The sequence below is a fragment of the Rhizobium indigoferae genome (assembly GCF_034554815.1).
GTDB lineage: Bacteria > Pseudomonadota > Alphaproteobacteria > Rhizobiales > Rhizobiaceae > Rhizobium > Rhizobium leguminosarum.
Genome location: NZ_CP140636.1, coordinates 26,060 through 47,879 on the forward strand (window position 1 = coordinate 26,060; position 21,820 = coordinate 47,879).

Annotated in this window: 17 protein-coding genes and 2 pseudogenes; 12 read left to right on the plus strand and 7 right to left on the minus strand. The window is 59.7% G+C overall.

The genetic code is table 11. The features are described 5' to 3' along the window. Positions 1-204: 204 nt before the first annotated feature. Positions 205-975 carry an SDR family NAD(P)-dependent oxidoreductase gene (locus tag U5G49_RS24005; RefSeq protein ID WP_193444153.1) on the minus strand — a complete coding sequence of 257 codons (771 nt, stop codon included), beginning with the start codon at positions 973-975 and terminating at the stop codon, positions 205-207. A 227-nt stretch (positions 976-1,202) separates the two neighbouring features. Here U5G49_RS24005 and U5G49_RS24010 point away from each other — a divergent pair, with 227 nt between their 5' ends. Continuing rightward, positions 1,203-3,131 carry an adenylate/guanylate cyclase domain-containing protein gene (locus U5G49_RS24010; protein ID WP_193444155.1) on the plus strand — a complete coding sequence of 643 codons (1,929 nt, stop codon included), beginning with the start codon at positions 1,203-1,205 and terminating at the stop codon, positions 3,129-3,131. A gap of 132 nt (positions 3,132-3,263) precedes the next feature. Here U5G49_RS24010 and U5G49_RS24015 read toward each other — a convergent pair whose 3' ends face one another. Further along, the gene (locus U5G49_RS24015) at positions 3,264-3,848 is read right to left on the minus strand and encodes a hypothetical protein (protein ID WP_193443917.1); all 585 of its coding nucleotides are present in this window, start codon (positions 3,846-3,848) and stop codon (positions 3,264-3,266) included. Between the two features lie 512 nt (positions 3,849-4,360). On the opposite strand from U5G49_RS24015, the gene U5G49_RS24020 reads away from it, so the two are divergent. From U5G49_RS24020 to U5G49_RS24030, 3 genes are all read left to right on the plus strand, one after another. Continuing rightward, positions 4,361-5,446, plus strand: coding sequence for a polysaccharide pyruvyl transferase family protein (locus tag U5G49_RS24020; RefSeq protein WP_193443919.1), 1,086 nt, complete (start codon positions 4,361-4,363; stop codon positions 5,444-5,446). 19 nt (positions 5,447-5,465) lie between these two features. After that, positions 5,466-6,980, plus strand: coding sequence for a lipopolysaccharide biosynthesis protein (locus U5G49_RS24025; RefSeq protein WP_193443922.1), 1,515 nt, complete (start codon positions 5,466-5,468; stop codon positions 6,978-6,980). A 153-nt stretch (positions 6,981-7,133) separates the two neighbouring features. Then, positions 7,134-8,225: an acyltransferase family protein gene (locus tag U5G49_RS24030; protein WP_193443924.1), complete on the plus strand. Its 1,092-nt coding sequence runs from the start codon at positions 7,134-7,136 to the stop codon at positions 8,223-8,225. A gap of 109 nt (positions 8,226-8,334) precedes the next feature. On the opposite strand, the pseudogene U5G49_RS24035 reads toward U5G49_RS24030, so the two are convergent. After that, positions 8,335-9,032, minus strand: a pseudogene (locus U5G49_RS24035) (FHA domain-containing protein); the annotation flags it as partial. On the opposite strand from U5G49_RS24035, the pseudogene U5G49_RS24040 reads away from it, so the two are divergent. Continuing rightward, positions 9,028-9,243: pseudogene (locus U5G49_RS24040) on the plus strand (CpaF family protein); the annotation flags it as partial. The pseudogenes U5G49_RS24035 and U5G49_RS24040 overlap by 5 nt on opposite strands. Before the next feature lie 43 nt (positions 9,244-9,286). On the opposite strand, the gene U5G49_RS24045 reads toward U5G49_RS24040, so the two are convergent. Genes U5G49_RS24045 through U5G49_RS24060 form a run of 4 tightly spaced genes read right to left on the minus strand, consistent with a single transcriptional unit; the run spans position 9,287 to position 14,326 of the window. Further along, positions 9,287-9,835: a sarcosine oxidase subunit gamma gene (locus U5G49_RS24045; protein ID WP_193443927.1), complete on the minus strand. Its 549-nt coding sequence runs from the start codon at positions 9,833-9,835 to the stop codon at positions 9,287-9,289. Then, positions 9,828-12,785, minus strand: a complete 2,958-nt coding sequence (locus tag U5G49_RS24050) for a sarcosine oxidase subunit alpha family protein (RefSeq protein ID WP_193443929.1) — start codon at positions 12,783-12,785, stop codon at positions 9,828-9,830. The genes U5G49_RS24045 and U5G49_RS24050 overlap by 8 nt, the downstream gene beginning before the upstream one ends. Continuing rightward, on the minus strand, positions 12,782-13,063 hold the full coding sequence (locus U5G49_RS24055; protein ID WP_018448683.1) for a sarcosine oxidase subunit delta: 282 nt from the start codon (positions 13,061-13,063) through the stop codon (positions 12,782-12,784). The genes U5G49_RS24050 and U5G49_RS24055 overlap by 4 nt, the downstream gene beginning before the upstream one ends. A 12-nt stretch (positions 13,064-13,075) precedes the next feature. Continuing rightward, on the minus strand, positions 13,076-14,326 hold the full coding sequence (locus tag U5G49_RS24060) for a sarcosine oxidase subunit beta family protein (protein WP_193443932.1): 1,251 nt from the start codon (positions 14,324-14,326) through the stop codon (positions 13,076-13,078). 87 nt (positions 14,327-14,413) lie between these two features. Between U5G49_RS24060 and U5G49_RS24065 the strand changes: the two genes are divergently transcribed. The 7 genes from U5G49_RS24065 to purU all read left to right on the plus strand — a co-directional run bounded on the left by U5G49_RS24065 (position 14,414) and on the right by purU (position 21,676). Continuing rightward, on the plus strand, positions 14,414-15,373 hold the full coding sequence (locus U5G49_RS24065; RefSeq protein ID WP_193443934.1) for a GlxA family transcriptional regulator: 960 nt from the start codon (positions 14,414-14,416) through the stop codon (positions 15,371-15,373). 80 nt (positions 15,374-15,453) lie between these two features. After that, complete coding sequence (locus tag U5G49_RS24070) at positions 15,454-16,137, plus strand: helix-turn-helix domain-containing protein (protein ID WP_018448680.1); 684 nt, start codon at positions 15,454-15,456, stop codon at positions 16,135-16,137. 88 nt (positions 16,138-16,225) lie between these two features. Further along, positions 16,226-17,134, plus strand: coding sequence for a class II glutamine amidotransferase (locus tag U5G49_RS24075; protein ID WP_193443936.1), 909 nt, complete (start codon positions 16,226-16,228; stop codon positions 17,132-17,134). Between the two features lie 38 nt (positions 17,135-17,172). Continuing rightward, the gene (locus U5G49_RS24080) at positions 17,173-17,859 is read left to right on the plus strand and encodes a GltB/FmdC/FwdC-like GXGXG domain-containing protein (protein ID WP_003548139.1); all 687 of its coding nucleotides are present in this window, start codon (positions 17,173-17,175) and stop codon (positions 17,857-17,859) included. Positions 17,860-17,873: 14 nt separating this feature from the next. Continuing rightward, positions 17,874-19,202, plus strand: a complete 1,329-nt coding sequence (locus tag U5G49_RS24085) for an FMN-binding glutamate synthase family protein (protein WP_003548137.1) — start codon at positions 17,874-17,876, stop codon at positions 19,200-19,202. 80 nt (positions 19,203-19,282) lie between these two features. Next, positions 19,283-20,590 (plus strand): type III glutamate--ammonia ligase, encoded by a 1,308-nt coding sequence (gene glnT / locus U5G49_RS24090; protein WP_018246142.1) that lies wholly within the window; start codon positions 19,283-19,285, stop codon positions 20,588-20,590. A gap of 201 nt (positions 20,591-20,791) precedes the next feature. After that, entirely contained in the window at positions 20,792-21,676 is an 885-nt protein-coding gene (purU, locus tag U5G49_RS24095) for a formyltetrahydrofolate deformylase (RefSeq protein WP_193443939.1), read from the plus strand. The last annotated feature ends 144 nt before the right edge of the window (positions 21,677-21,820 follow it).

The following is a 21,820-nucleotide window of genomic DNA, read 5'->3' on the forward strand; positions in this document are numbered from 1 at the left end:
GGCTGATGAAGAAGCTCGGCGGCATGCTCGGCGTTGCCCGAGATGGGAATGGGTTAATTCCCGACACAATCGCCTAGAGCAATTCCAGCAAAAGTGCGTAGCGGCTTTGCCAGGCAACGCGTGAAACGCTTTTACCGGGAATTGCGTGAAAACAAAGAGATAGAGCATTTCCGTGCTTCGGAGAAAAACGGAAATGCTCTAGGCTCAGGCGACGGACCATCCACCGTCCACCAGCAGGTTCGCGCCGGTGATTAGGCTCGCAGCCGGCGATGCTAGGAAGACCACGGCACCCACCACATCATCGGTTTCACCGATCCGGCCGAGTGGAATGTGACCGAGCGTCGCTTCGCGATTGTCGGCATCGGATAGAAATGGTGCTGTACCATCGGTGTGAATGAACGTCGGCGATACGGTATTTACGGTGACATTATAACGTGCCCATTCGGCTGCAAGGCAGCGCGTGAGGTGATTAATTGCCGCCTTGCTCATGCAATAGATTGCCTCGCCGCGCAGTGCCACGGTGCCGGCCTGTGAGCTGATGTTGATGATCCGGCCGCCATTGCGCTTGATCATGTGGCGCCCTACGGCCTGCGTCATCAGAAAGGTGCCCTTGATGTTGACATCGAGTATCTCGTCAAGGTCCTTCTCCTCAACGAGTTCCGCGAGATTGCCCGGAGCCACGCCGACGTTGTTGACGAGGACGTCGATCCGACCGAACGTCGTAAGCGCCGCGTCGACGGCGTTTGCGATATGGGCCTTGTTGGGAATATCCAGTTCAACAGGGAGAACTTTTCGTCCCGTCCCCTCGAGTTCGGCAACCAGGCCCGCCGACGCTGCGACATCTCGGACCCCCAAAACAATATCGGAGCCTGCTCTGGCACAGGCAAGCGCGCAGGCTCGACCGATGCCACGGCTCGCTCCCGTCACCAAAGTCACCTTGCCCTCAAGGCTGAAGTCCGGCGCATTCTTCTGCATCATGATGCCTCCCCGCGATGAAGCTCATTTATGGCAGTGTCGGCGTGCGGATGCCAGATATTCTCAGCATGCTGAGGAGCGTCCCTTTGGGACGCGTGAGGTCTGCTTCGGCTCTGGGCCGGATAGCACCACAAGCAGACCTGCCGTTTTGGCGGTGTGTGCTAGTTGCAGCGCTTCGATGGGTGTAGACTGCCGATACTATTGCATGTTCATGCAAGGCAACGATGATGGGCACCCCCGCGCTCGACCGAAAGCTGCTCGCGATCCTTGCGGCGGATATGGTCGGCTACTCGAAGGCGATGGAGGCCGATGAGGCCGGCACCATCAAGCGACTGAAGGCCATCCGCGCCGAACTGATTAATCCCGCCATCTCCCAGCGCCATGGCACAATTATCAAGCTGATGGGCGACGGCGCGCTCGTCTCCTTCAATAGCGTGGTTGATGCGGTAGCCTGCGCCGCGGAGTTTCAGAATGTCGTGGCGGCGCGCAACGCCAACCTACCGGAGCCTGAGCGCATCGTATTTCGCGTCGGGATCAATCTGGGCGATGTGGCCTTGGTGGATGGCGATGTCTATGGGGATGGGGTGAATGTCGCCGCGCGGCTGGAGCATTTGGCCGAGCCGGGCGGCGTCGTGGTGTCGGGCACGGCATACGATCATCTCCAGGGCAAACTCGACTGGCCGCTCGATTTCGCCGGCGAGCAGCAGGTCAAGAACATCAGCCGCCCGGTACGGATGTATCGGCTGAGGCTCGACGGCAAACGGGCGCGTCGGCCCCTTCTCAAAATGATGCCGCGCTGGGCCAATGCGGCTGCCGCGGCGATCGTGGCGCTGGCGCTGGCGGGCGGCGGGGTCTGGTGGTTCTCGCAGCCCGAACCTTTGAGCGGCAAGCCGTCGGTGGCGGTGCTGCCCTTCAACAATTATGGCGGCGACGAGGCTAGCGGGCGTCTGGCCGATGGCCTGACCGAGGACATCATCACCGACCTCGCGCGGTTTCCCGAATTCGAGGTGGTGGCGCGGAATTCGACGGACGTTTATAAAGGCAAGCCCGTGGATGCCCGCCAGGTCGCAAGCGCGCTCCATGTCGGCTTTGTTCTGGAAGGCTCGATCCAGCGGCAGAGTGGCCGGGTACGGATCACAACACAGTTGATCGACGCAAAAACCGGCCACCAACTTTGGTCGGAGAATTGGGACCGGCCCGCTGAGGACGTGTTCGCCGTTCAGACCGAAATCGCAGAGCAGGTCGCCAACCGCCTCGGCGGCGGAGTGGGACTGATTCAAGAGGCCGGGCGGGCTGCAGCCAAACGCAAACGGCCTGAAAACCTGAATGCCTATGACTACTATCTGCTCGGGTCCGAAAAGATTGAAAAGCTCACCAAAGCCGATGACGAGGAGGCCATCACGTTTCTCAACCGCGCCGTCGAGCTCGACCCTGGGCTGGCCCGGGCCTGGGTAGAACTTTACCATGCTCATGATCTGATGGGCGTGTTTGGCGTCGATCCCGAGAGCAACCGCAAGGTGGCCGCCGATGTGGCCGAACGCGCGGTGCGGCTTGATCCGAGCGACGCTGAAGCCCATGCGGTGTTTGGTATGAGCCTTGCCAATAAGGGCGATATGGGCCGCGGCAAGTCCGAATTCGACACGGCCCTTCGCCTGGCTCCGGGTTCGTCCGAAATCCTGACCTTTTACAGCGGCTATGCAGCACGCTTCGGTGAACCAGAACGCGGTGCTCAAATGGTCGACAAGGTCATGCGGCTCGACCCGAATTATCCGATGTGGGCGTCCAACTTCTTCGCACCTGCCTATTTTATGGCGGGCCGATATGAGGACGCGGTGACGATGCTGGAGCGCATGACGCCTGACAACTACCAAAGGTGGACTTGGGTGGTGCGCAGCAGCTCGCTTGCGGCACTGGGTCGAACCGATGAGGCGCATGCTTCAGCTATGGAAACTCTCAAGCAGCACCCCGAGGTGACTGTCGAGAGCATGATCAGTGAACCCGGCCTAAGCACAATCGAGCGCAATCGGTTCATAGAGACAATGCCGCTCGCTGGCTTCCCGGCATGCGCCAAGCCCGAGGCGCTGGCGAACCTCGCCAAACCTGTGCGACTGCCGGAATGCGAGGCGGAGAAGGCCAAACCCCTCGGGCAGCCATAGAACAGCCCTGTGCAACGCGCGCGCCATATAAGAGGCCTTCTCTCGGCACGCTTTCTCAGCGACTTCCCCCGAACGAGCCATCAACTGGACCAACGATTCATCTGGGATCAGTAGCCATGGAACGCGCAAAACCTACTCGTTGCGAAGATCGACTGCGTCAGAGGGAGCTTTGATCCGATCTCGCTTCGTCTCGAAGATTTCCGTCATCACGGGGAAGCCGGTTGGGGTGGCTCCAACGAACTGGCGGGTGGTTTTGATGATTTTTGAAGTCGCTGTAGAAATCATGACTTCTGATTTGGCGTTATAGCCATTTCTTGCCCAGTCCACCTGAAAAACCTTCACCGGCGCAGCGCCATAGAGGCTGTCGGAAGCGTTCGAGCAATGCCGGAAAACTGCTCCGATACCATCTACAGTCTTGCGTAGCCCACGGTGTCGCAAATGCCATCTACCGAGCCCCTGTCGATCATAAGCGAAATCACCAATGAAGACTCGAATTTCGAGCAGGTCAAAAGCGCCCGCCGGCTGAACGCCGTAAAGCCGGTACGCGAAATTGCCTCCAAAGGTGCGCTCATAGGAACGGTTGACGAAATCACATGAAGGGTCTTCGTCTGGCAGACGGTCGAGCAAGCCGAAAGACCTACGATCTTCTTGTGCGGCGGACTGCGATACGACCGACAAAATCACTGGGAGAATTAAAGCAACGATGCTGACGCGCATAGTGACCGTCACTTATTTTTGGCATGGCGTTTCCGAGCCGCCAGGAGCGACATTACTCCATCCAGCTTGCTCATCATTCACCGCGTCAGGCGTTTAACAATGGAAGAGAGAAACCTTAAGTAGCTTGCACGGGACTGAATTCGGCAACCGGTTGCCGCGTCTTACTCCCGGTCACCACTTTGATCGTAGCCAAGATTGCAAGCGTCCATGGCGAACGAACTCCGCTGTCACAGGTGCAATTGGGGTCTCAAATTACTGAGCAATCCGCGACGTCGGAGTCTCAATCGGGAAGGTCGACTTTGGCCTCAAGCAGACAACAAACGCTCCAAAAGTGGAGCTGTCGCCAAGGCCTAAAAGGCGTCGACCACGCTCGAACCTCGTGATCGCAGGTGGCTAAGAAGTGAGACAATTTGCCCACTTAACTATGACCTAAAAGTAATTCATCCTCCAATCGACTCTTGAAAATTGCGGTTGTAATTGCTGTTTGAGTATTGAAAATACAAGTTGAGTATATGCATCACCTCGGCGAAGTTGTAATACGACGACAAAAAGAAAAGTTGATTGAAATTGTAAGGAAATTTGTAAGCCGGGGACAGCCTTACGTTTTAATAAACTTTCCATCAAATAAAGATCCTGGCCATCATGCGAGTTGGCTTGGGTTGTCGATAGTATTGCGTGAAGTAACGGGGCGCCTCCCGGTGCTGACGAGCAGCGCCGCGCAAAGTATAGATGAGATAAAAACAACACCAGGCGACGCTCCAATATTCATTTGCGGATGGACCGACTTTGGAGACGCGCAGACGGGCAGGGATGATGTTCGCTACCGTTTGATGTGGAAATATCCGGATCGAACGATCATCCAGATGCCGCAAACGATTCATTTCGCAAACGAGTCCCTCAAGGAATATGCGAAACGTACGATCGGGAGGCATCGCAATTTTTTTTGCATGACGCGCGATGGTCAGAGTTTCGAGTTAGCGAAAGCCAACTTCGATTGTGATGTAGAGGCCGGCCCGGACACTGCATTCGGCATGGAAGCGCTAAAACCCTTCGAAGCCGATCCTCTCAGGGTATTATATGTCATGCAGCCTCTCGGAGAGGGCGAGGTCGATATAGCGAAAGCGCGAGCGATCGTAGACGGACCTCTTTCCAATTGGATCAATGGTCCGAACAGTCTGTCGCGCATACGCAAGTCGAGCGTCGTCAAGTCGGCGTTGCGGCATGGCTTTAGCCGCACAGCGATGATCGCCCAACATCGTGAGGATGTCGCGGCTCGATATGTCGATTACGGCGTGAAGATCCTGTCCGGCGCGCAACGGATCATCACCAACCATCTACACGGTCATATTCTCTGTCTTTTGCTGAATAAGCCGCATATCGCGGTTGCGAGGGACGGAAGCAATCTACACGACGTCATCGGTAGCCAGACTGGCGATAGCCCTCTGGTGGAGAAAGCGACAAATGCCAGTGAGCTCTTAGCAGCAATGTCTCGCCTGCCGTATGAGATGGGAGGAACTTGGTACAAGTCGAGTAAACCCATGAATCCAAGTCCCGCTATTCCCGCCCCCGATCTAATGCCTCAACCCTCCATAGTCTGATTCCCGGTAGGAGCTCACTTTGTCGGTTTTACGAGACGACGATATTCTATTCAGCCATGTCAGTGAGAACCGATCCGCCGCAGCCGTTACGGGTGCTTTCTGGTCGGCGCTGAGCACGCTTATTCCGACAGTCCTGACCTTCGCTGTCTTTGTGGTGACGTCTCGCGTTCTCCAGCCTCAGGATTTCGGCCTTGTCGCGCTGGCCTTCAGCATCGTGTCATTTGCGGGCAGCTTTGGACCGACGGCATTTGGCGAAGCGATCATACAAAAAGCCGAAATCAGGCGCAGCCATCTGGATACGATATTCCTGCTTTCGCTCGCTTTTTCATTTTTGATCTATGGTGCTTTGTGCGTCGCCGCTTCGCCAATCGCGGTCTACGTCGGGCATGAGCAAATCACACCCCTGATTTACATCATGGGATTGAAGGTTTTCTTCGACTTCACGGCCGTCGTTCCGAATGCAATTGTCAATCGGAAGATGTCGTTTCATCTGGTAGCCGTGCGCACTGTGATTGCGACGATCACTTCTGCCTGCATTTGCCTTGTTTTGGTTCTCGCGGGTTTCGGCTTGTGGGGGCTTGCGATTGCACAGATCGCGGCCACAGCGGCATCATGCGGCGCCGCTTTCTGGGGCGCTGGGTGGCTGCCCGGGCTTCACCTGAAGAGAGCAAGCCTCAATGAGCTGCTTCACTATGGGTTCTTTGCATCTGGCACTCGTTTTTTACAGACGATGAGCTTGGACAACTTGCTCATTGGGGTGCTCTTGAGCCCCTCAGCGCTCGGGATCTATAACTTCTCGAAGCGCCTGTTTGATATGATCAACAACGTCATCGCCGGGGGCTTAACATCTGTCACGCACGTCTTGCTTTCTTCATTGCGGGCTGATCCGAAGAAAGTTCGAGAAGCATTTCTAATGGCAACGTTTGGCTGCGCTCTGGTTTCCTACCCCGTATTCATTGGCCTTGCCGCCGTTGCAGGTGATGCGATCACGACAATTTTCGGTGCACACTGGATCGCGGCCGTTTGGCCAGTTCGGTTCTACTGCGTCATCGGATTGATGGCTGGGATCGGCTACGTGCAGGCATCCTTGATAAAGAGCCAGGGAGAGATGGATTGGTGGTTTTACTACCAGCTGGCACGAAACCTCCTCACACTCCTGACGATCGCAATTCTTTATCCTTATGGCGTCACGACAATTGTTTTAGCCATAATGATCGAAGTTCTGTTGTTTTGGCCGATCACCAGCTGGAAGGTTTCGCAGCATATAGAGCTGAGTGTCCCGGCATATTTGGCGCAATTCCTGCGACCTACCATAGCCTGTGCAGGAATGGTTGCAGTCGTTTTCCTCCTCCACGAATTGCTAATTCGTTGGTCCCCGTATCCGCGCTTGACCGCGGAAACCCTTGCGGGCGGCATAGCTTACTGCGGCCTGATATTCGTTCTATGCAGAACTCGTTTAAATGTCTTGATCGGCAGCATAAAGCAGGCACGGCAGCGCAAAAGTAACAGGGGTGCGGTTGCCAACCCCGCATGATTTTCTGGCCCACCGCAGAGACCTGTGTTGCGATTTGAATGCTCTGGCGCTCAAGCAGTCATCTGAAATTATGAGAACGTCGCTTCGGTGACGTTCTCATCCACCGCATCCGAACGCCCCTCAAACACAACGCGTAATAGGATAATCCATAAGATGACTAGCCTCGACCGCGGTTATTCGCCACAGGCGATGGACGATGTAGGAGTCTCGGTTGCCGACCGCAACCGTTACTATACGCTCGATGCAATGCGCGGATTTGCCGCTATTTGTGTTGTCGCTACACATTTCCGGGAGAGCTATGCGCCATCAGCCTATCTAGCAGTCGACTTTTTCTTCGTTCTCAGCGGATTTATAATCGCCGAAATTTATGGAAAACGACTCTCGCGCGGTCTGCTGTTCCAGTCGTTTATGGCGGCCCGCATCAAGCGCCTTTATCCGCTCTATTTGATCGGAATTTTGGTCGGCCTCATCCAGATCATTCTGTTAACAAGCTGGGGGCTGAGAAATCAAAGTGTCATCGACCTGCTGGTGTCGACGACTGCGAACACGTTCTTTCTGCCCAGCCCAATGTACTTCCTTCAAGCGAACCCGATGCAAGGAATGTTTCCAATCAACGGTCCAGCATGGTCGATGTTCTGGGAACTGTTGGTGAATATAGTCTTCGCTCTGTGGCTTTTTCGGCTCTCTATCCGCGCCCTCTGCGGAGTTGCATTGGTCTCGGCTGCATTTTTGGTTTTTGTCGGTTTTAAATACGGTATGTTGAATAGTGGCTGGGAGTGGCCCTCAGCGGTAGGTGGCCTGCCAAGGGTGATGTTTTCATTTACCGCAGGGGTCGTGATAAGCCGTCTATTCGGCGGCATGCCCGCTTGGAGGAAGGGCTGGGCCGCCATTGTGCCCTGCCTTCTTCTGATGATTTGCATTGCGGCGCCGGTTCCTGTCGTGCTGCGGCCTTACTACGACTTGATGTTCGCGATGGCCTTGGCGCCGCTCATCGTAATGCTTGGCCTTTTTTTGGAGATGCCTGCAAAAGCAGAGACGTTGGCAACATGGATTGGGTATATCTCCTACCCAATCTACATCCTACATCGAGGCGCGATCGGCGTTTTCAAGCCGGTTGCGGCTTCGATTGGATTGAATAGCCCTATCGCATTCTCAGTGTTTCTCAGCGCGGTCGTATGTTTCGCTTATGTGACCGCTCGTCTCGTTGACAAAACGATGGCTACGCGGACCCGTCGAGCTCGATAACTTTGCGTCGGCTTTCCCAGGTGTACGCATTAAATACATGGGGTGCGCTGGAAATTGTCGGGCAACGCTCGTCTTACGGCAAACCGCTTCGACGAGTTTATGTCGTCGATCAACGGCGGGCGGGCGGCTTCGTGGCGGCGCGGCGCTGCAGCGCGAAACGCGCGGCCGAGCAGTTGATGTCGGGGACAAGATCGTAGGTCTGCTGGTAGAGGCTCTGCGCTAGCGTATTGTTGCCGCGGGTTTCCGAGGCGAGGGCTGCGAGTGCCGTACGCTTGTAGGCCTCGACGATCGGCTCGGCGGCCTTTGCCAGCGCCGCGTCGTCAGCGGTTCGGACGCCAGCGAAAGGGCGGCATAGGTTGCATCGCCATCCCTGCCAACGCGGCCGCCGACAGCGCCGTTGAAGCTTTGCTCGGAAACCTGGCGCATGCGCCGGGCATTCTTGATGCATGTCGGAATGCGGCCGGCTTCCGCATTGATGCGCTCGGCCGTCGGGCCACTTTCCGCGCTGCCGCTGTCGGACAGGATCACGTAGCGATGGCGAGGTAGGCGACCCCCTGCCAGCCAGGAGGGCCGGCTGCTTGAGCAGCGACTTTTTCGGCTTGTCGTCACCTGCCTTGGAGGCCTCTTCTTCGGCGCCTCCTTGGCGGCGGCTTTGACGACGAACTGGAATTCGACATCCTTGCCGAGACGGAGGCTGTCGCCTGCCTTCAGCGAGGCCGTCTGCAACAGGGCTTCGCCGCGCAACATGATCGGGTTCAGCCCCATGCAGCGAATGATGAAGCCGCCGTCGCTCTGCCGCTCCGCCCGCTTCAAGCGCACCGGCCGGCGCCGGGTGATCGAGATTTCCGAGATCAAGGGCCTGAACAATGACGGCCAGTATATCGTCGAAAGCATCTACAAGCTCGAGGGCGACGGACATTCCAATCCCGATGGCGCACTTCTGTGGACCGGTGTCGTGCCGAGCTTAGCCGCCGATGCGGTCGAAGAGCTGCAAGGGGCGGAGCGCCCCGAATGGGTGCCGCCACGTTGCATACAGCTTGAAAAACGATCGAAACCCGCCTCTACAGGACGCTATCCTTTTCAGCGCTCGCTGCCATATGGGTGAGATCGTCCCAGAGGCTTTCGGCAAAGCTGCGCAGCACCGTGAGCTCGAAACTATCATCGCCGGTGCGGGCGATCTGCACCGAGAGATGACCGACCATCGTCATGGCCGAATGGCCCTCCGGAAAGACGGAAGGATCGAGATCGACGGCGGTCCCCCTTGAGAGAAGCGCCCGCGAAGAGCAGCCGGAAACGCTGATACGCACGCGCCCGTGGCTCTGGTCCATGACGAAGGCCTTTCCCGCAAGCGCCACAACGAGAGCATCGAGGCTGGCCGGGACAAGCGGCTCGTCGCCGGCGACGAACCATTGCCGGAAGCCCGCCTTGCGGATCGAACTCTTAGCAAAGCCCGCCTTCACCAATTCCGCGGCGAGCGCGGATGGCTCGATGGCGCCAAGCACATGCAGGAGATGGCCCTCCGGCAGGGCTGCCAGCCGGATGCCTGCCTCCGAGATGCCGTTATAGACCGCTCCGGCCAGAACCGGTTTATGTTGCGTAAAATCACGCATGGAGCTTCTCGTTTTCGGGATCGATGAAGACGGGATGGCAGAGCACCGCATCGGTGAATTCGTTGCGCAGGCCGTTCCAGACCGTCACCTTTTCACCGATGCGCTCCGGCCCGCGCCTGACGAGCGCCAGGCCGATCGTATGGCCGAGCGTCGGTGAAAAGGCGCTTGACGTCACGTAGCCCTGGTCGTTTTCGAGCGTCGCCGCAGCGCCGTCGGCGAGGATATGCGCGCCGGTGCGAAAGCCGGTCGACGGATTAAGCGGCTTGACGCCGACAAGGCGCGGCCGCTCGGGATCCTGCAGTCCTTCGCGGGCAAGCATGGCCCTGCCGATGAAATCCGGCTTGGTTGATGAAACCATGCGGCCGAAGCCGAGATCGCCTGGCGTTACCGTGCCGTTGATCTCGGCATGGGTGACATGACCCTTTTCGATGCGCATGACGCCGAGCGCTTCGGCGCCATAGGCGCAGATGCCATGTTTCTCGCCCGCCGCCATGATCGCGTCGGCAACGCCTTCGCCATAGCCGGCCGGTACGGCCAGCTCGTAGGCGAGTTCGCCGGAGAAGGAGATCCGGAAGAGCCGGCCCTCGAGCCCGCTGCCGAAGAGCGAGACCTTGCGGGCAGTCATGAAAGGAAAGGCCGCATCCGATATGTCCCCGTCGACGATCTCCTGGAGAATGGCGCGCGACTTCGGCCCGGCGACGGCCATCTGCGCCCATTGATCTGTCGAGGAGGCGAAGCAGACGTCGAGATCCGGCCAGAGCGTCTGGGCACAGAATTCGAGATGGGTCAGCACACCAGCGGCAAGTGCGGTCGTCGTGGTCATGAAGAAATGGTCGTCACTGAACCGGCTGGTGGTGCCGTCATCGTAGATGAAGCCGTCCTCACGCAGCATGATGCCGTAACGCGCCTTGCCGACGGCGAGCTTGGCGAAGCCGTTGCAATAGATGCGATCGAGGAAGGTCGCGGCATCCCTACCGAAGATTTCGATCTTGCCGAGGGTCGAGACGTCGCAAAGGCCGGCATTCTTCCGGATGTTCAGCACCTCGCGGTCGACGCTTTCGCGCCATGTCGTCTCGCCGGGGCGCGGGAACCAGGAGGAACGGTACCACAGGCCGGTTTCGACGAAGACCGCACCGTTCTTCTCAGCCCAGCCATGCAGCGGCGACTTGCGCGCCGGCTGGAAATGTTTGCCGCGCGACGCCCCGGTCAAGGCGCCGAAGGAAACCGGCGTATAGAAGGGCCGGAAGGTCGTCGTTCCCACCTCGGCCGGAGACACGCCGCGCGCCTCGGCGAGAATGCCGATGGCGTTGATGTTGGAAAGCTTGCCCTGATCGGTCGCCATGCCGCTTGTGGTGTAACGCTTGGCGAGCTCGACATGGCCGTAGCCTTCGCGGACGGCGAGACCCAAATCCTTGAGATGCACGTCGTTCTGATAATCGACGAAAGCCTTGCCCTTCGAGCCCTTGATCGACCAGAGCGGCTTTGCCTGTGCAGCCGTCTCGGACGCCGGAGCAAAGGCCGGCTCCGCCGCTGCGAAACCGATCGCCTTCAACGCGGCAGCTGCCTTTGCGGCGCCATCCCCGAGGCAGGTCGCGGTTTGCACCATGCCGGCGGCCGCGCCGGCAACGGTCAGACCTTCCTGCTGGACAGGCGCCAGAAACGCCGAGGCCTCGTTCGACCATTGCGGTTTTGCACCGCGATGGCAGGCAAGATGAATGATCGGGCTCCAGCCGTCCGACATGGCAAGCGCATCCGCTTCGATCCGACGGGTGCCGCCTGCTGCCTCAACGCTGACGCCGCGCAGGTGCTTGCCACCAAACGCATCGATGACCCTGGCGCCCTTCAGCACTTCGGCGCGACCCTGCCAGCTCTCGGCCGCATCCCCTCGGCTGTCGATGATCGCAGCAACCTCAAGACCGGCGGCTTCAAGATCCGCAGCGGTGCGATATCCGGCATCGTTGGTGGTGAAGATGACCGTGCTTCTGCCGGGCGCGACCGCCTGCCGGTTGAGATAGCTGCGCATGGCGCCTGCCATCATCACACCGGGAATATCGTTGCCGCCGAAGACGAGCGGACGCTCCTCGGCGCCCGTCGCAAGGATCGCCTGGCGGGCGACGATGCGCCACAATCTTTCGACCGGACGATCAGGATCGGGCATCGCCACATGCTTCTGCACCCGTTCGACCGCGCCGAAGACATTGTCGTCGTACCAGCCGAACACCGTCATGCGCGGCAGGCGGCGCACGTTCTCCAGGCTCGCCAGCTCGGCAAGCAGCTCGCCGAGAAGCGCGTCCGCCGGCTTGCCGTCAACGGTGCCGCGGTCGGAAAGCAGGCTGCCGCCGAGTTCGGCTCCCTCGTCGGCGAGGATGACGCGCGCACCGGCGCGGCCGGCGGTCAGCGCTGCGGCAAGACCAGCAGGGCCGGCGCCGATCACCAGCAGATCGCAATGCGCCCAGCATTTCTCGTAGGTATCGGGATCGGCCTCGTAGGAGGCCCTGCCGAGGCCTGCCGCCTTGCGGATCACCGGCTCGTAGAGTTTTTCCCAAAGCGCCGCCGGCCACATGAAGGTCTTGTAGTAGAAGCCGGCGCTGAGGAAGGGCGACAGCAGCCCGTTGACGGCGCCGACATCGACGCCGAGCGAGGGCCAGCGGTTCTGGCTCTTTGCCGTCAGCCCCTGGTAAAGCTCGATCATCGTCGCGCGCGTATTCGGTTCGGTGCGCCCGCCGCTGCCTGTCGTCACCAGCGCGTTCGGTTCGGCGGCCCCCGCCGTCAGGATGCCGCGCGGGCGGTGATATTTGAAGCTGCGGCCGACGAGCTGGACACCGTTGGCAAGCAGCGCCGAGGCGAGTGTGTCGCCCGGATGGCCTTCGAGCGGCCTGCCGTCGAAGGTGAAGCCGAGTTTTGTGGCGCGCTCGATCCGGCCGCCGGAGGAAAGACGGAAGCTCGTCATGCCGGTTCTCCGCCGAGCTTGGAAAGGGCGGCATCCCTGACGCCGTGGACCGCATGGGTGACGGTATCGCGTTCGACGATCAGCCAGCGGCGGCATCCGGAGGAGTGGTGCCAGTATTCGCTGTGCCGGCCCCTCGGATTGTCACGCAGATAGACATAATCGAACCAGGCCTCCGCACCGGCATCCGGCGCCGGCCTGATAAGGCCGGCATCGCCGCGGATCGAAAATTCCTCCTTGGGTCGGGAGCCGCAATGGGGACAGGAAATCAGGCTTGCCATCGTCGAAAGTCCTCAGTGCAGATTGGGCTGGGCGCCGACGCCCTTTTCGTCGATCGGGTAGCCGCGCGCGAAGCGGTCGAGCCGGAAGGCGCGGGCGGTCTGATGCGGCCCATTGCGGGCAATCAGATGGGCGTAACAGAAGCCGGAGGCGGGCGTGGCCTTGAAGCCGCCATAACACCAGCCGGTGTTGAGATAGAGATTGTCGATATGGGTGCGGTCGATGATCGGCGAGCCGTCCATGCTCATATCCATGACGCCACCCCAGGAGCGCAGATACCGCACGCGCGACAAGGAAGGGATCATCGCCAGCCCGGCTTCGGCGACATGTTCGACCGAAGCGAGATTGCCGCGCTGGGCATAGGAATTGTAGCCGTCGATATCGCCGCCGAAGACGAGGCCGCCCTTGTCCGACTGGGAGACGTAGAAATGCCCGGCGCCGAAGGTGACGACCGTGTCGATGAACGGCTTCAGCCCTTCGGAAACGAAGGCCTGCAGCACATGGCTTTCGATCGGCAGCCGCAGGCCGGCCATGTCGGCGACGACCGTGGAGTTGCCGGCTGCCGCAAGCGCCAGCTTGCCGCAGCCGATGAAACCCTTGCTGGTCTCGACGCCGGTCACCTGGCCGTTTTCGCTGCGGATGCCGGTCACCTCGCACTGGGTGATGATGTCGACACCACGCTGATCGGCGCCGCGCGCATAACCCCAGGCGACCGCATCGTGGCGCACCGTGCCGCCGCGCGGGTGGAACAGGCCGCCCATAATGGGGAAACGGGCATTGTCGAAATCGAGGAAGGGTAATTTCTGGCGCACCGCCTGCCTGTCGAGAAGCTCGGCGTCGACGCCGTGCAGCCGCATGGCGTTGCCGCGGCGCGTATAGGCGTCGCGCTGGGCGTCGGAATGGAAGAGGTTGAGCACGCCGCGCTGCGAGACCATGGCGTTAAAGTTGAAGTCCTGCTCCAGCCCCTCCCAGAGTTTCATCGACAGCTCGTAGAAGGGATTGTTGCCCGGCAGCAGATAGTTCGAACGGATGATCGTCGTGTTCCTGCCGATATTGCCCGAGCCGAGATAGCCCTTTTCGAGGACGGCGACATTGGTGACGCCGAATTCCTTGGCAAGATAATAGGCGGTGGCAAGACCATGGCCGCCGCCACCGACGATGATGACGTCGTAATGCGGTTTTGGCGCCGGGTCGCGCCAGGCAGGCGCCCAGTCTTTGTTGCCGCGAAGGCCGTTCAGGATAATCGAAAGAGCGGAATAGCGCATGGGTCACCCCGGAAAGAACAAGTCCATGATGCCAGAAAGAGGAGCGCTGACTTGCACAATAGGGACATTAATCGCTAAGAAAGAGACATGTCCTCACTTGATAGCAGAAATGCCCAGACGATCGGCTTCATCCTTATCCCGGGATTCGCGCTGATGTCCTATGCCTCAGCGACCGAGCCGTTCAGGGCGGCAAATCTCTTGGCCGGACGTGAGATCTATCGGCTGCAGATCTTCTCGCCCGATGGCGCCCCGGCGCTTTCCTCCTCGGGCGTCAGCGTCCCCGCCGAACCTCTGCCCGTCAGGGGCGCGGGGCTCGGAACGGCCTTCGTCTGCGCCGGCGGGTTGCCCCGCGACTGGCGGTATCCCGGCGTACTTTCCTGCTTGCGGCAGCTGTCGCGCGAAGGTGTGAGGATCGGCGGCATCTCGGGCGGCCCCTATCTGATGGCCGCTGCCGGACTGCTTGGCGGCCGCGACTTCACCATCCACTGGGAGCATGCCGCAGCCCTTCTCGAGGCCTTCCCGGCCCTCACGCCGCGCCAGGCGCGCTTCATGATCGACGGCAACCGGATTACCTGCGGCGGCGGCATCGCCCCGCTCGACATGATGCATGTGCTGATCGCCGAGCGCATGGGGCCGGATTTCGCCCGCCGGGTGAGCGACTGGTATCTTCATACAGAGGTCAACGAACCCGCCGCACCCCAGCGCGCCTCGCTGGCGGAGCGCTATGGCGTCTATCATCCCGGCCTGCTCAGCGTTCTCGAGCGGATGGAGGAGACGATCGAGATGCCGCTCGAGCGTGCCGCCATGGCGCGCATCGCCGGCGTCACCACCCGCCATCTCGACCGGCTCTTTGCGGCCCAGCTCAATACCACCTTCCTCGATCAATACCGCAGGATCAGGCTGCAGCATGCCCATCGTCTGCTGAAACAGAGCCCGCTTTCCGTCTCGGAAATCGCGGTGGCTACCGGTTTTTCCAGTCTGAGCCATTTTTCCCGGATGTTCCGGGCCCTCTATGGCATCGCTCCACGCGAGGCGCGGCGGGAATAAGGTTTTCTTCACGGTTGAGAAATTTTCACTATGACGATAGGGTTGTCTTGGACAAAAGAAAAGGCGGCAGTGGAAAACCCATGAAATCCAACCGTAAAGCGGCAGAGCAAGCGGAACAGGCGCCTAGCGGACGGGCTCCCTTTTCCCAGGACCCGCACGCCGTTCGCGAGCCGAAGGAAAACAACCTCGAAATGGCGATCGGCCATGAGGTGCGCGCCTACCGCAAGAAACTCGGCATCACGGTCACCGATCTGGCGGCCGCCACCGGCATTTCACTCGGCATGCTGTCGAAGATCGAGAACGGCAACATCTCGCCGTCGTTGACGACGCTGCAATCGCTGTCGCGGGCGCTCGGCGTACCGCTGACTGCCTTTTTTCGCCGCTATGAGGAACCGCGCAATGCCGTCTTCGTCAAGGCGGGGCAGGGCATCGAGCTCGAACGGCGTGGCACTCGCGCCGGCCATCAATATAATCTGCTCGGCCATATCGACAACAATACCAGCGGCGTCATTGTCGAGCCTTACCTCATCACATTGACGGCCGATTCCGACACCTTCCCGACCTTTCAGCACGAGGGCATGGAATTTCTCTACATGCTGGAAGGCGTGGTCGTTTACCGCCATGGCGACCAGCTTTTTCAGATGGAGCCGGGCGACAGCCTGTTCTTCGATGCCGATGCACCGCATGGGCCGGAGCAGCTGGTGAAACTGCCTAGCAAGTACCTTTCGATCATCACCTATCCTCAGCGGAGCTCGAAAGGCTGACTTGCCTTAAAAGAAAAAATCTTTCTTCCGAGTTGAAATTCCAAAACAGACCTGCTAGTCCTTTCTCAACACGAACGGAGGTCTGGTCATGTGCGGAATTGTGGGTCTCTTCCTCAAGGATAAAAGTCTCGAACCGGAGCTCGGCGCGCTCTTGTCGTCCATGCTGGTGACGATGACGGATCGGGGGCCGGACAGTGCCGGTATCGCGATCTATGGCGACGCCAGCGGCAACAATGCCAAGATCACCATCCAGTCGGCCAATCCGAAGAAGGATTTCGCCGGCCTCGAGGCGGAACTCGGCCAGGCGGTTAGCGCACCGGTCGCCATCCAGGTGAAGAGCACGCATGCCGTCATCACGCTTGCGAAGGATCTGCTCGACGCGGGCAAGGCAGCCGTTGCGGAACTGCGTCCGAACGTTCGCATTATGAGCAGCGGCGACGCCATCGAGATCTATAAGGAAACCGGCCTGCCGAAGGATGTCGTCTCCCGCTTCGGGGTCAATTCAATGGCCGGCACCCACGGCATCGGCCATACCCGCATGGCGACGGAATCGGCCGTCACGACGCTCGGCGCCCATCCTTTTTCCACCGGCTCCGACCAATGCCTGGTGCATAATGGCTCGCTCTCTAACCACAACAATCTGCGCCGCGAGCTGAAGCGCGAAGGCATGACCTTCGAAACGGAAAACGACACCGAGGTCGCCGCTGCCTATCTGACCGCAGAGATGGCCAAGGGCAAGAATCTCGGCCAGGCGCTGGAAGGCGCGGTCGATGACCTCGACGGCTTCTTCACGTTCGTCGTCGGTACGAAGTCCGGCTTCGGCGTCGTGCGCGACGCGATTGCCTGCAAGCCCGCCGTCATGGCCGAAACGGACCAGTATGTCGCATTCGGTTCGGAATACCGGGCGCTCGTCAATCTGCCCGGCATCGAGAATGCCCGGGTCTGGGAGCCGGAGCCTGCAACCGTCTATTTCTGGGATCACCAGAAGGTCGCTTGACCGGCACCTCATGCGCATTCTCCAAGGGTTATTGAAACATGCCTGTCATTGATCTTGCCACTACGCCGTTACGCGAACTCAACAGCGCCTTGCACAACATCCAGAACGGTTCGAACGATCTTTCCTTCGAAGTCGTCAATCCGCGCGGCAGCCATTCGGTTGCCGTCGGCATCGATGCGCCCGTCACGGTCGACGTGAAGGGGTCCGTCGGCTATTATTGCGCCGGCATGAACGACGGCGGGACCGTCACCGTTCACGGTTCGGCAGGTCCGGGTGTTGCGGAAAACATGATGTCTGGAACAGTCGTCATCGAGGGCGATGCCAGCCAGTATGCCGGCGCAACCGGCCGCGGCGGCCTCCTTGTCATCAAGGGCAATGCGGCGTCACGCTGCGGCATCTCGATGAAGGGCATCGACATCGTCGTTCATGGCAATATCGGCCACATGTCCGCCTTCATGGGCCAGTCTGGCCACCTCGTGGTGCTCGGCGATGCCGGCGATGCGCTTGGGGATTCGCTCTACGAGGCGAAGCTCTTCGTGCGAGGTTCGGTCAAGAGCCTGGGTGCCGATTGCATCGAAAAGGAGCTGCGTCCCGAGCATCTGACGAAGCTAGCCGAACTTCTCGAAAAGGCGGGCGTGACCGAAGTGAGGCCCGAGGAATTCAAGCGTTACGGCTCCGCCCGCAAGCTTTACAATTTCAATATTGACAACGCTGACGCATATTAAGGCGAGGGACCATCATGAGCTATCACAACCCCTATACCCCGCCGCGCAAGTCCGCGACCTTCGACGATTACACGCTGGCGGAAATCCGCCGTGCTGCGGCGACTGGAATTTACGACATCCGTGGCGCCGGCACCAAACGGAAGGTTCCGCATTTCGATGACTTGCTGTTTCTCGGCGCATCGATCTCGCGCTATCCGCTCGAAGGCTACCGCGAGAAGTGCGACACGTCGGTCGTCCTCGGCGCGCGCTTTGCCAAAAAGCCCATTCACCTGAAGACGCCGATCACCATTGCCGGCATGAGCTTCGGCGCCCTGTCCGGCAATGCCAAGGAAGCGCTCGGACGCGGCGCGACGATTGCCGGAACCTCCACCACGACAGGCGACGGCGGGATGACCGATGAAGAGCGCGGCCATTCACAGACGTTGGTCTACCAGTATCTGCCGTCGCGATACGGCATGAATCCCAAGGACCTGCGTCGCGCCGATGCGATCGAAGTGGTAGTTGGTCAAGGCGCAAAGCCCGGCGGCGGCGGCATGCTGCTCGGCCAGAAGATCTCCGATCGCGTCGCCAACATGCGTAATCTGCCGAAGGGCATCGACCAGCGCTCGGCCTGCCGCCATCCAGATTGGACTGGCCCGGACGACCTCGAAATCAAGATCCTGGAACTGCGCGAGATCACCGACTGGGAAAAGCCGATCTATGTGAAGGTCGGCGGCGCGCGTCCCTATTACGACACTGCGCTGGCCGTGAAGGCCGGTGCCGACGTGGTGGTGCTCGATGGCATGCAGGGCGGAACCGCCGCCACGCAGGATGTCTTCATCGAGAATGTCGGCATGCCGACGCTTGCCTGCATCCGCCCCGCGGTCCAGGCGCTGCAGGATCTCGGCATGCATCGCAAGGTGCAACTGATCATCTCGGGCGGCATCCGTTCGGGCGCCGACGTGGCCAAGGCACTGGCGCTGGGTGCCGATGCCGTTGCCATCGGCACGGCGGCGCTCGTTGCGATCGGCGACAACGATCCGCATTGGGAAGAAGAATACCAAAAGCTCGGCACGACGGCCGGCGCCTATGACGACTGGCACGAAGGCAAAGACCCGGCCGGAATCACGACGCAGGACCCGGAACTGATGAAGCGGCTTGATCCAATCGCCGCCGGCCGCCGTCTTGCCAACTATCTGAAGGTTATGACGCTGGAAGCCCAGACCATTGCGCGCGCCTGCGGCAAGAACCACCTGCACAACCTGGAACCGGAAGATCTTTGCGCCCTGACGATGGAGGCCGCCGCCATGGCCCAGATCCCGCTCGCCGGCACGAACTGGTATCCCGGCAAGGGAGGCTACTGATTTCTACCGGCCGGGCAAACGTCCCGGCCGTCTCGCATCCATAACCAAAGTGTCTCCAAGAAATCCAAAGGGGAACGAGAATGACACTGGACCTTGCTGCTTTTGCCAGAGACAAAGGCATCAAATATTTCATGATCAGCTATACCGACCTGTTCGGCGGCCAACGCGCCAAGCTGGTCCCCGCAGAAGCCATCGCCGATATGCAGAAAGATGGCGCCGGCTTTGCGGGCTTTGCAACCTGGCTCGATTTGACGCCTGCCCATCCCGACCTGTTCGCGGTTCCCGATGCTTCCTCGGTCATCCAACTACCCTGGAAGAAAGACGTCGCATGGGTTGCCGCCGACTGCGTCATGGACGATAAGCCTGTCGAACAGGCGCCGCGTGTGCTGCTGAAAAGACTGGTCGCTGAAGCTGCGAAAGAAGGGCTCCGGGTGAAAACCGGCGTGGAGCCCGAGTTCTTTCTCATCTCTTCTGACGGCTCGGTGATTTCAGACCAGTTCGATACAGCCGAGAAGCCTTGCTACGATCAGCAGGCCGTGATGCGTCGTTATGATGTCATCGCAGAGATTTGCGACTACATGCTCGAGCTCGGCTGGAAGCCCTATCAGAACGACCACGAGGACGCGAATGGCCAGTTCGAGATGAACTGGGAATATGACGACGCTCTTCAGACGGCAGACAAGCACTCTTTCTTCAAGTTCATGGTCAAGTCGGTCGCCGAAAAGCACGGCCTTCGCGCCACCTTCATGCCGAAGCCCTTCAAAGGCCTGACCGGAAACGGGTGCCATGCCCACATCTCGGTCTGGGACATCGATGGCAAGGTAAACGCCTTCGCGGACAAGGAAATGGCCTTTGGGCTTTCCGCTCAGGGGAAAACCTTCCTCGGCGGCATCATGAAACACGCCTCCGCGCTGGCCGCGATCACCAATCCGACGGTCAATTCCTACAAGCGCATCAACGCGCCGCGCACAACATCGGGCGCGACCTGGTCGCCGAACACTGTGACCTGGACGGGCAACAACCGCACTCACATGGTGCGTGTGCCGGGGCCGGGACGTTTCGAATTGCGCCTGCCGGACGGTGCGGTCAACCCGTACCTGCTGCAGGCGATCATCATCGCGGCCGGCCTCGACGGCATCCGCAGCCAGGCCGATCCCGGCCGGCACTACGATATCGACATGTATGCCGAGGGGCATCTGGTGAAAGACGCGCCGCGCTTGCCGCTCAACCTGCTCGACGCGCTGCGTGCCTATGATGCCGACGAGGGCTTGAAGGAGGCGATCGGGGCTGAGTTTTCCGCCGCCTATCTCAAGCTCAAGCATCAGGAATGGAATGCCTACTGCTCGCATTTCACCCAGTGGGAACGCGACAGCACGCTCGACATCTGAGTGGCTGGACGCCTCTGGCGCATAACCCCGAAAACCGGAATCGATTTTCGGAAAGGATTATGCGCCGATTCAAAGTGATAGAGCGTCCTTGGTGCGTCTGACAAGACGCGCGGCGCTCTATTGACACGCTGACGCGCCGGGGCGGACAGGCTTCGGCGCGATCAGACCTTCTGCACTTGATATGGCGAAGAAAGTGACAGCATGAAGAACTTCGTACTCACCGTATCCTGCAAATCGACACGTGGCATCGTCGCGGCGATTTCGAGCTATCTGGCCGACAAGGGCTGCAACATCATCGACAGCTCGCAGTTCGACGATCTCGATACCGGAAAGTTCTTTATGCGGGTGAGCTTCATTTCGGAAGAGGGGCTTTCGGGTGCGGATATCGGGGCCGGCTTTGCTGCCGTCGCCGCTCCTTTCGAAATGGATTACGATTTTCACGACAGCGAGAAGCGCATGAAGGTGCTCTTGATGGTGTCGCGCTTCGGCCATTGCCTCAACGACCTGCTTTACCGCTGGAAGATCGGCGCACTGCCGATCGATATCGTCGGCGTCGTCTCCAACCATTTCGACTACCAGAAGGTCGTGGTCAACCATGACATCCCCTTCCACCATATTCCCGTCACCAAGGCCAACAAGGTGCAGGCCGAGGCCCATATCATGGAGGTGGCCGAGCAGACAGGCACCGAGCTGATCGTGCTGGCACGCTACATGCAGATCCTGTCGGACGAGATGTGCCAGAAGATGTCCGGACGGATCATCAATATCCACCATTCCTTCCTGCCGAGCTTCAAGGGCGCCAATCCTTACAAGCAGGCCTACGGCCGCGGCGTGAAGCTGATCGGGGCGACGGCGCATTACGTCACCGCCGATCTCGACGAAGGCCCGATCATCGAGCAGGATACGGCGCGCATCACCCATGCGCAGTCGCCCGACGACTATGTCTCGATCGGCCGCGACGTCGAAAGCCAGGTGCTGGCCCGCGCCATCCACGCTCACATCCATCACCGCACCTTCATCAACGGCAACCGCACCGTGGTCTTCCCGGCAAGCCCCGGCAGCTACGCCTCCGAACGCATGGGTTAGAGACGGGTTGGGGGACGGCAAAAGCATAGCCGCATCCGTCATTCATTTGGTGAGGGTTGCAGCAAGTGCCATCAAAGTTTGGGAAATGCATGCCGGGCGGGCTTGCCACGGCGCGAAAGACTTATATAGTCAGGAAATAAATAT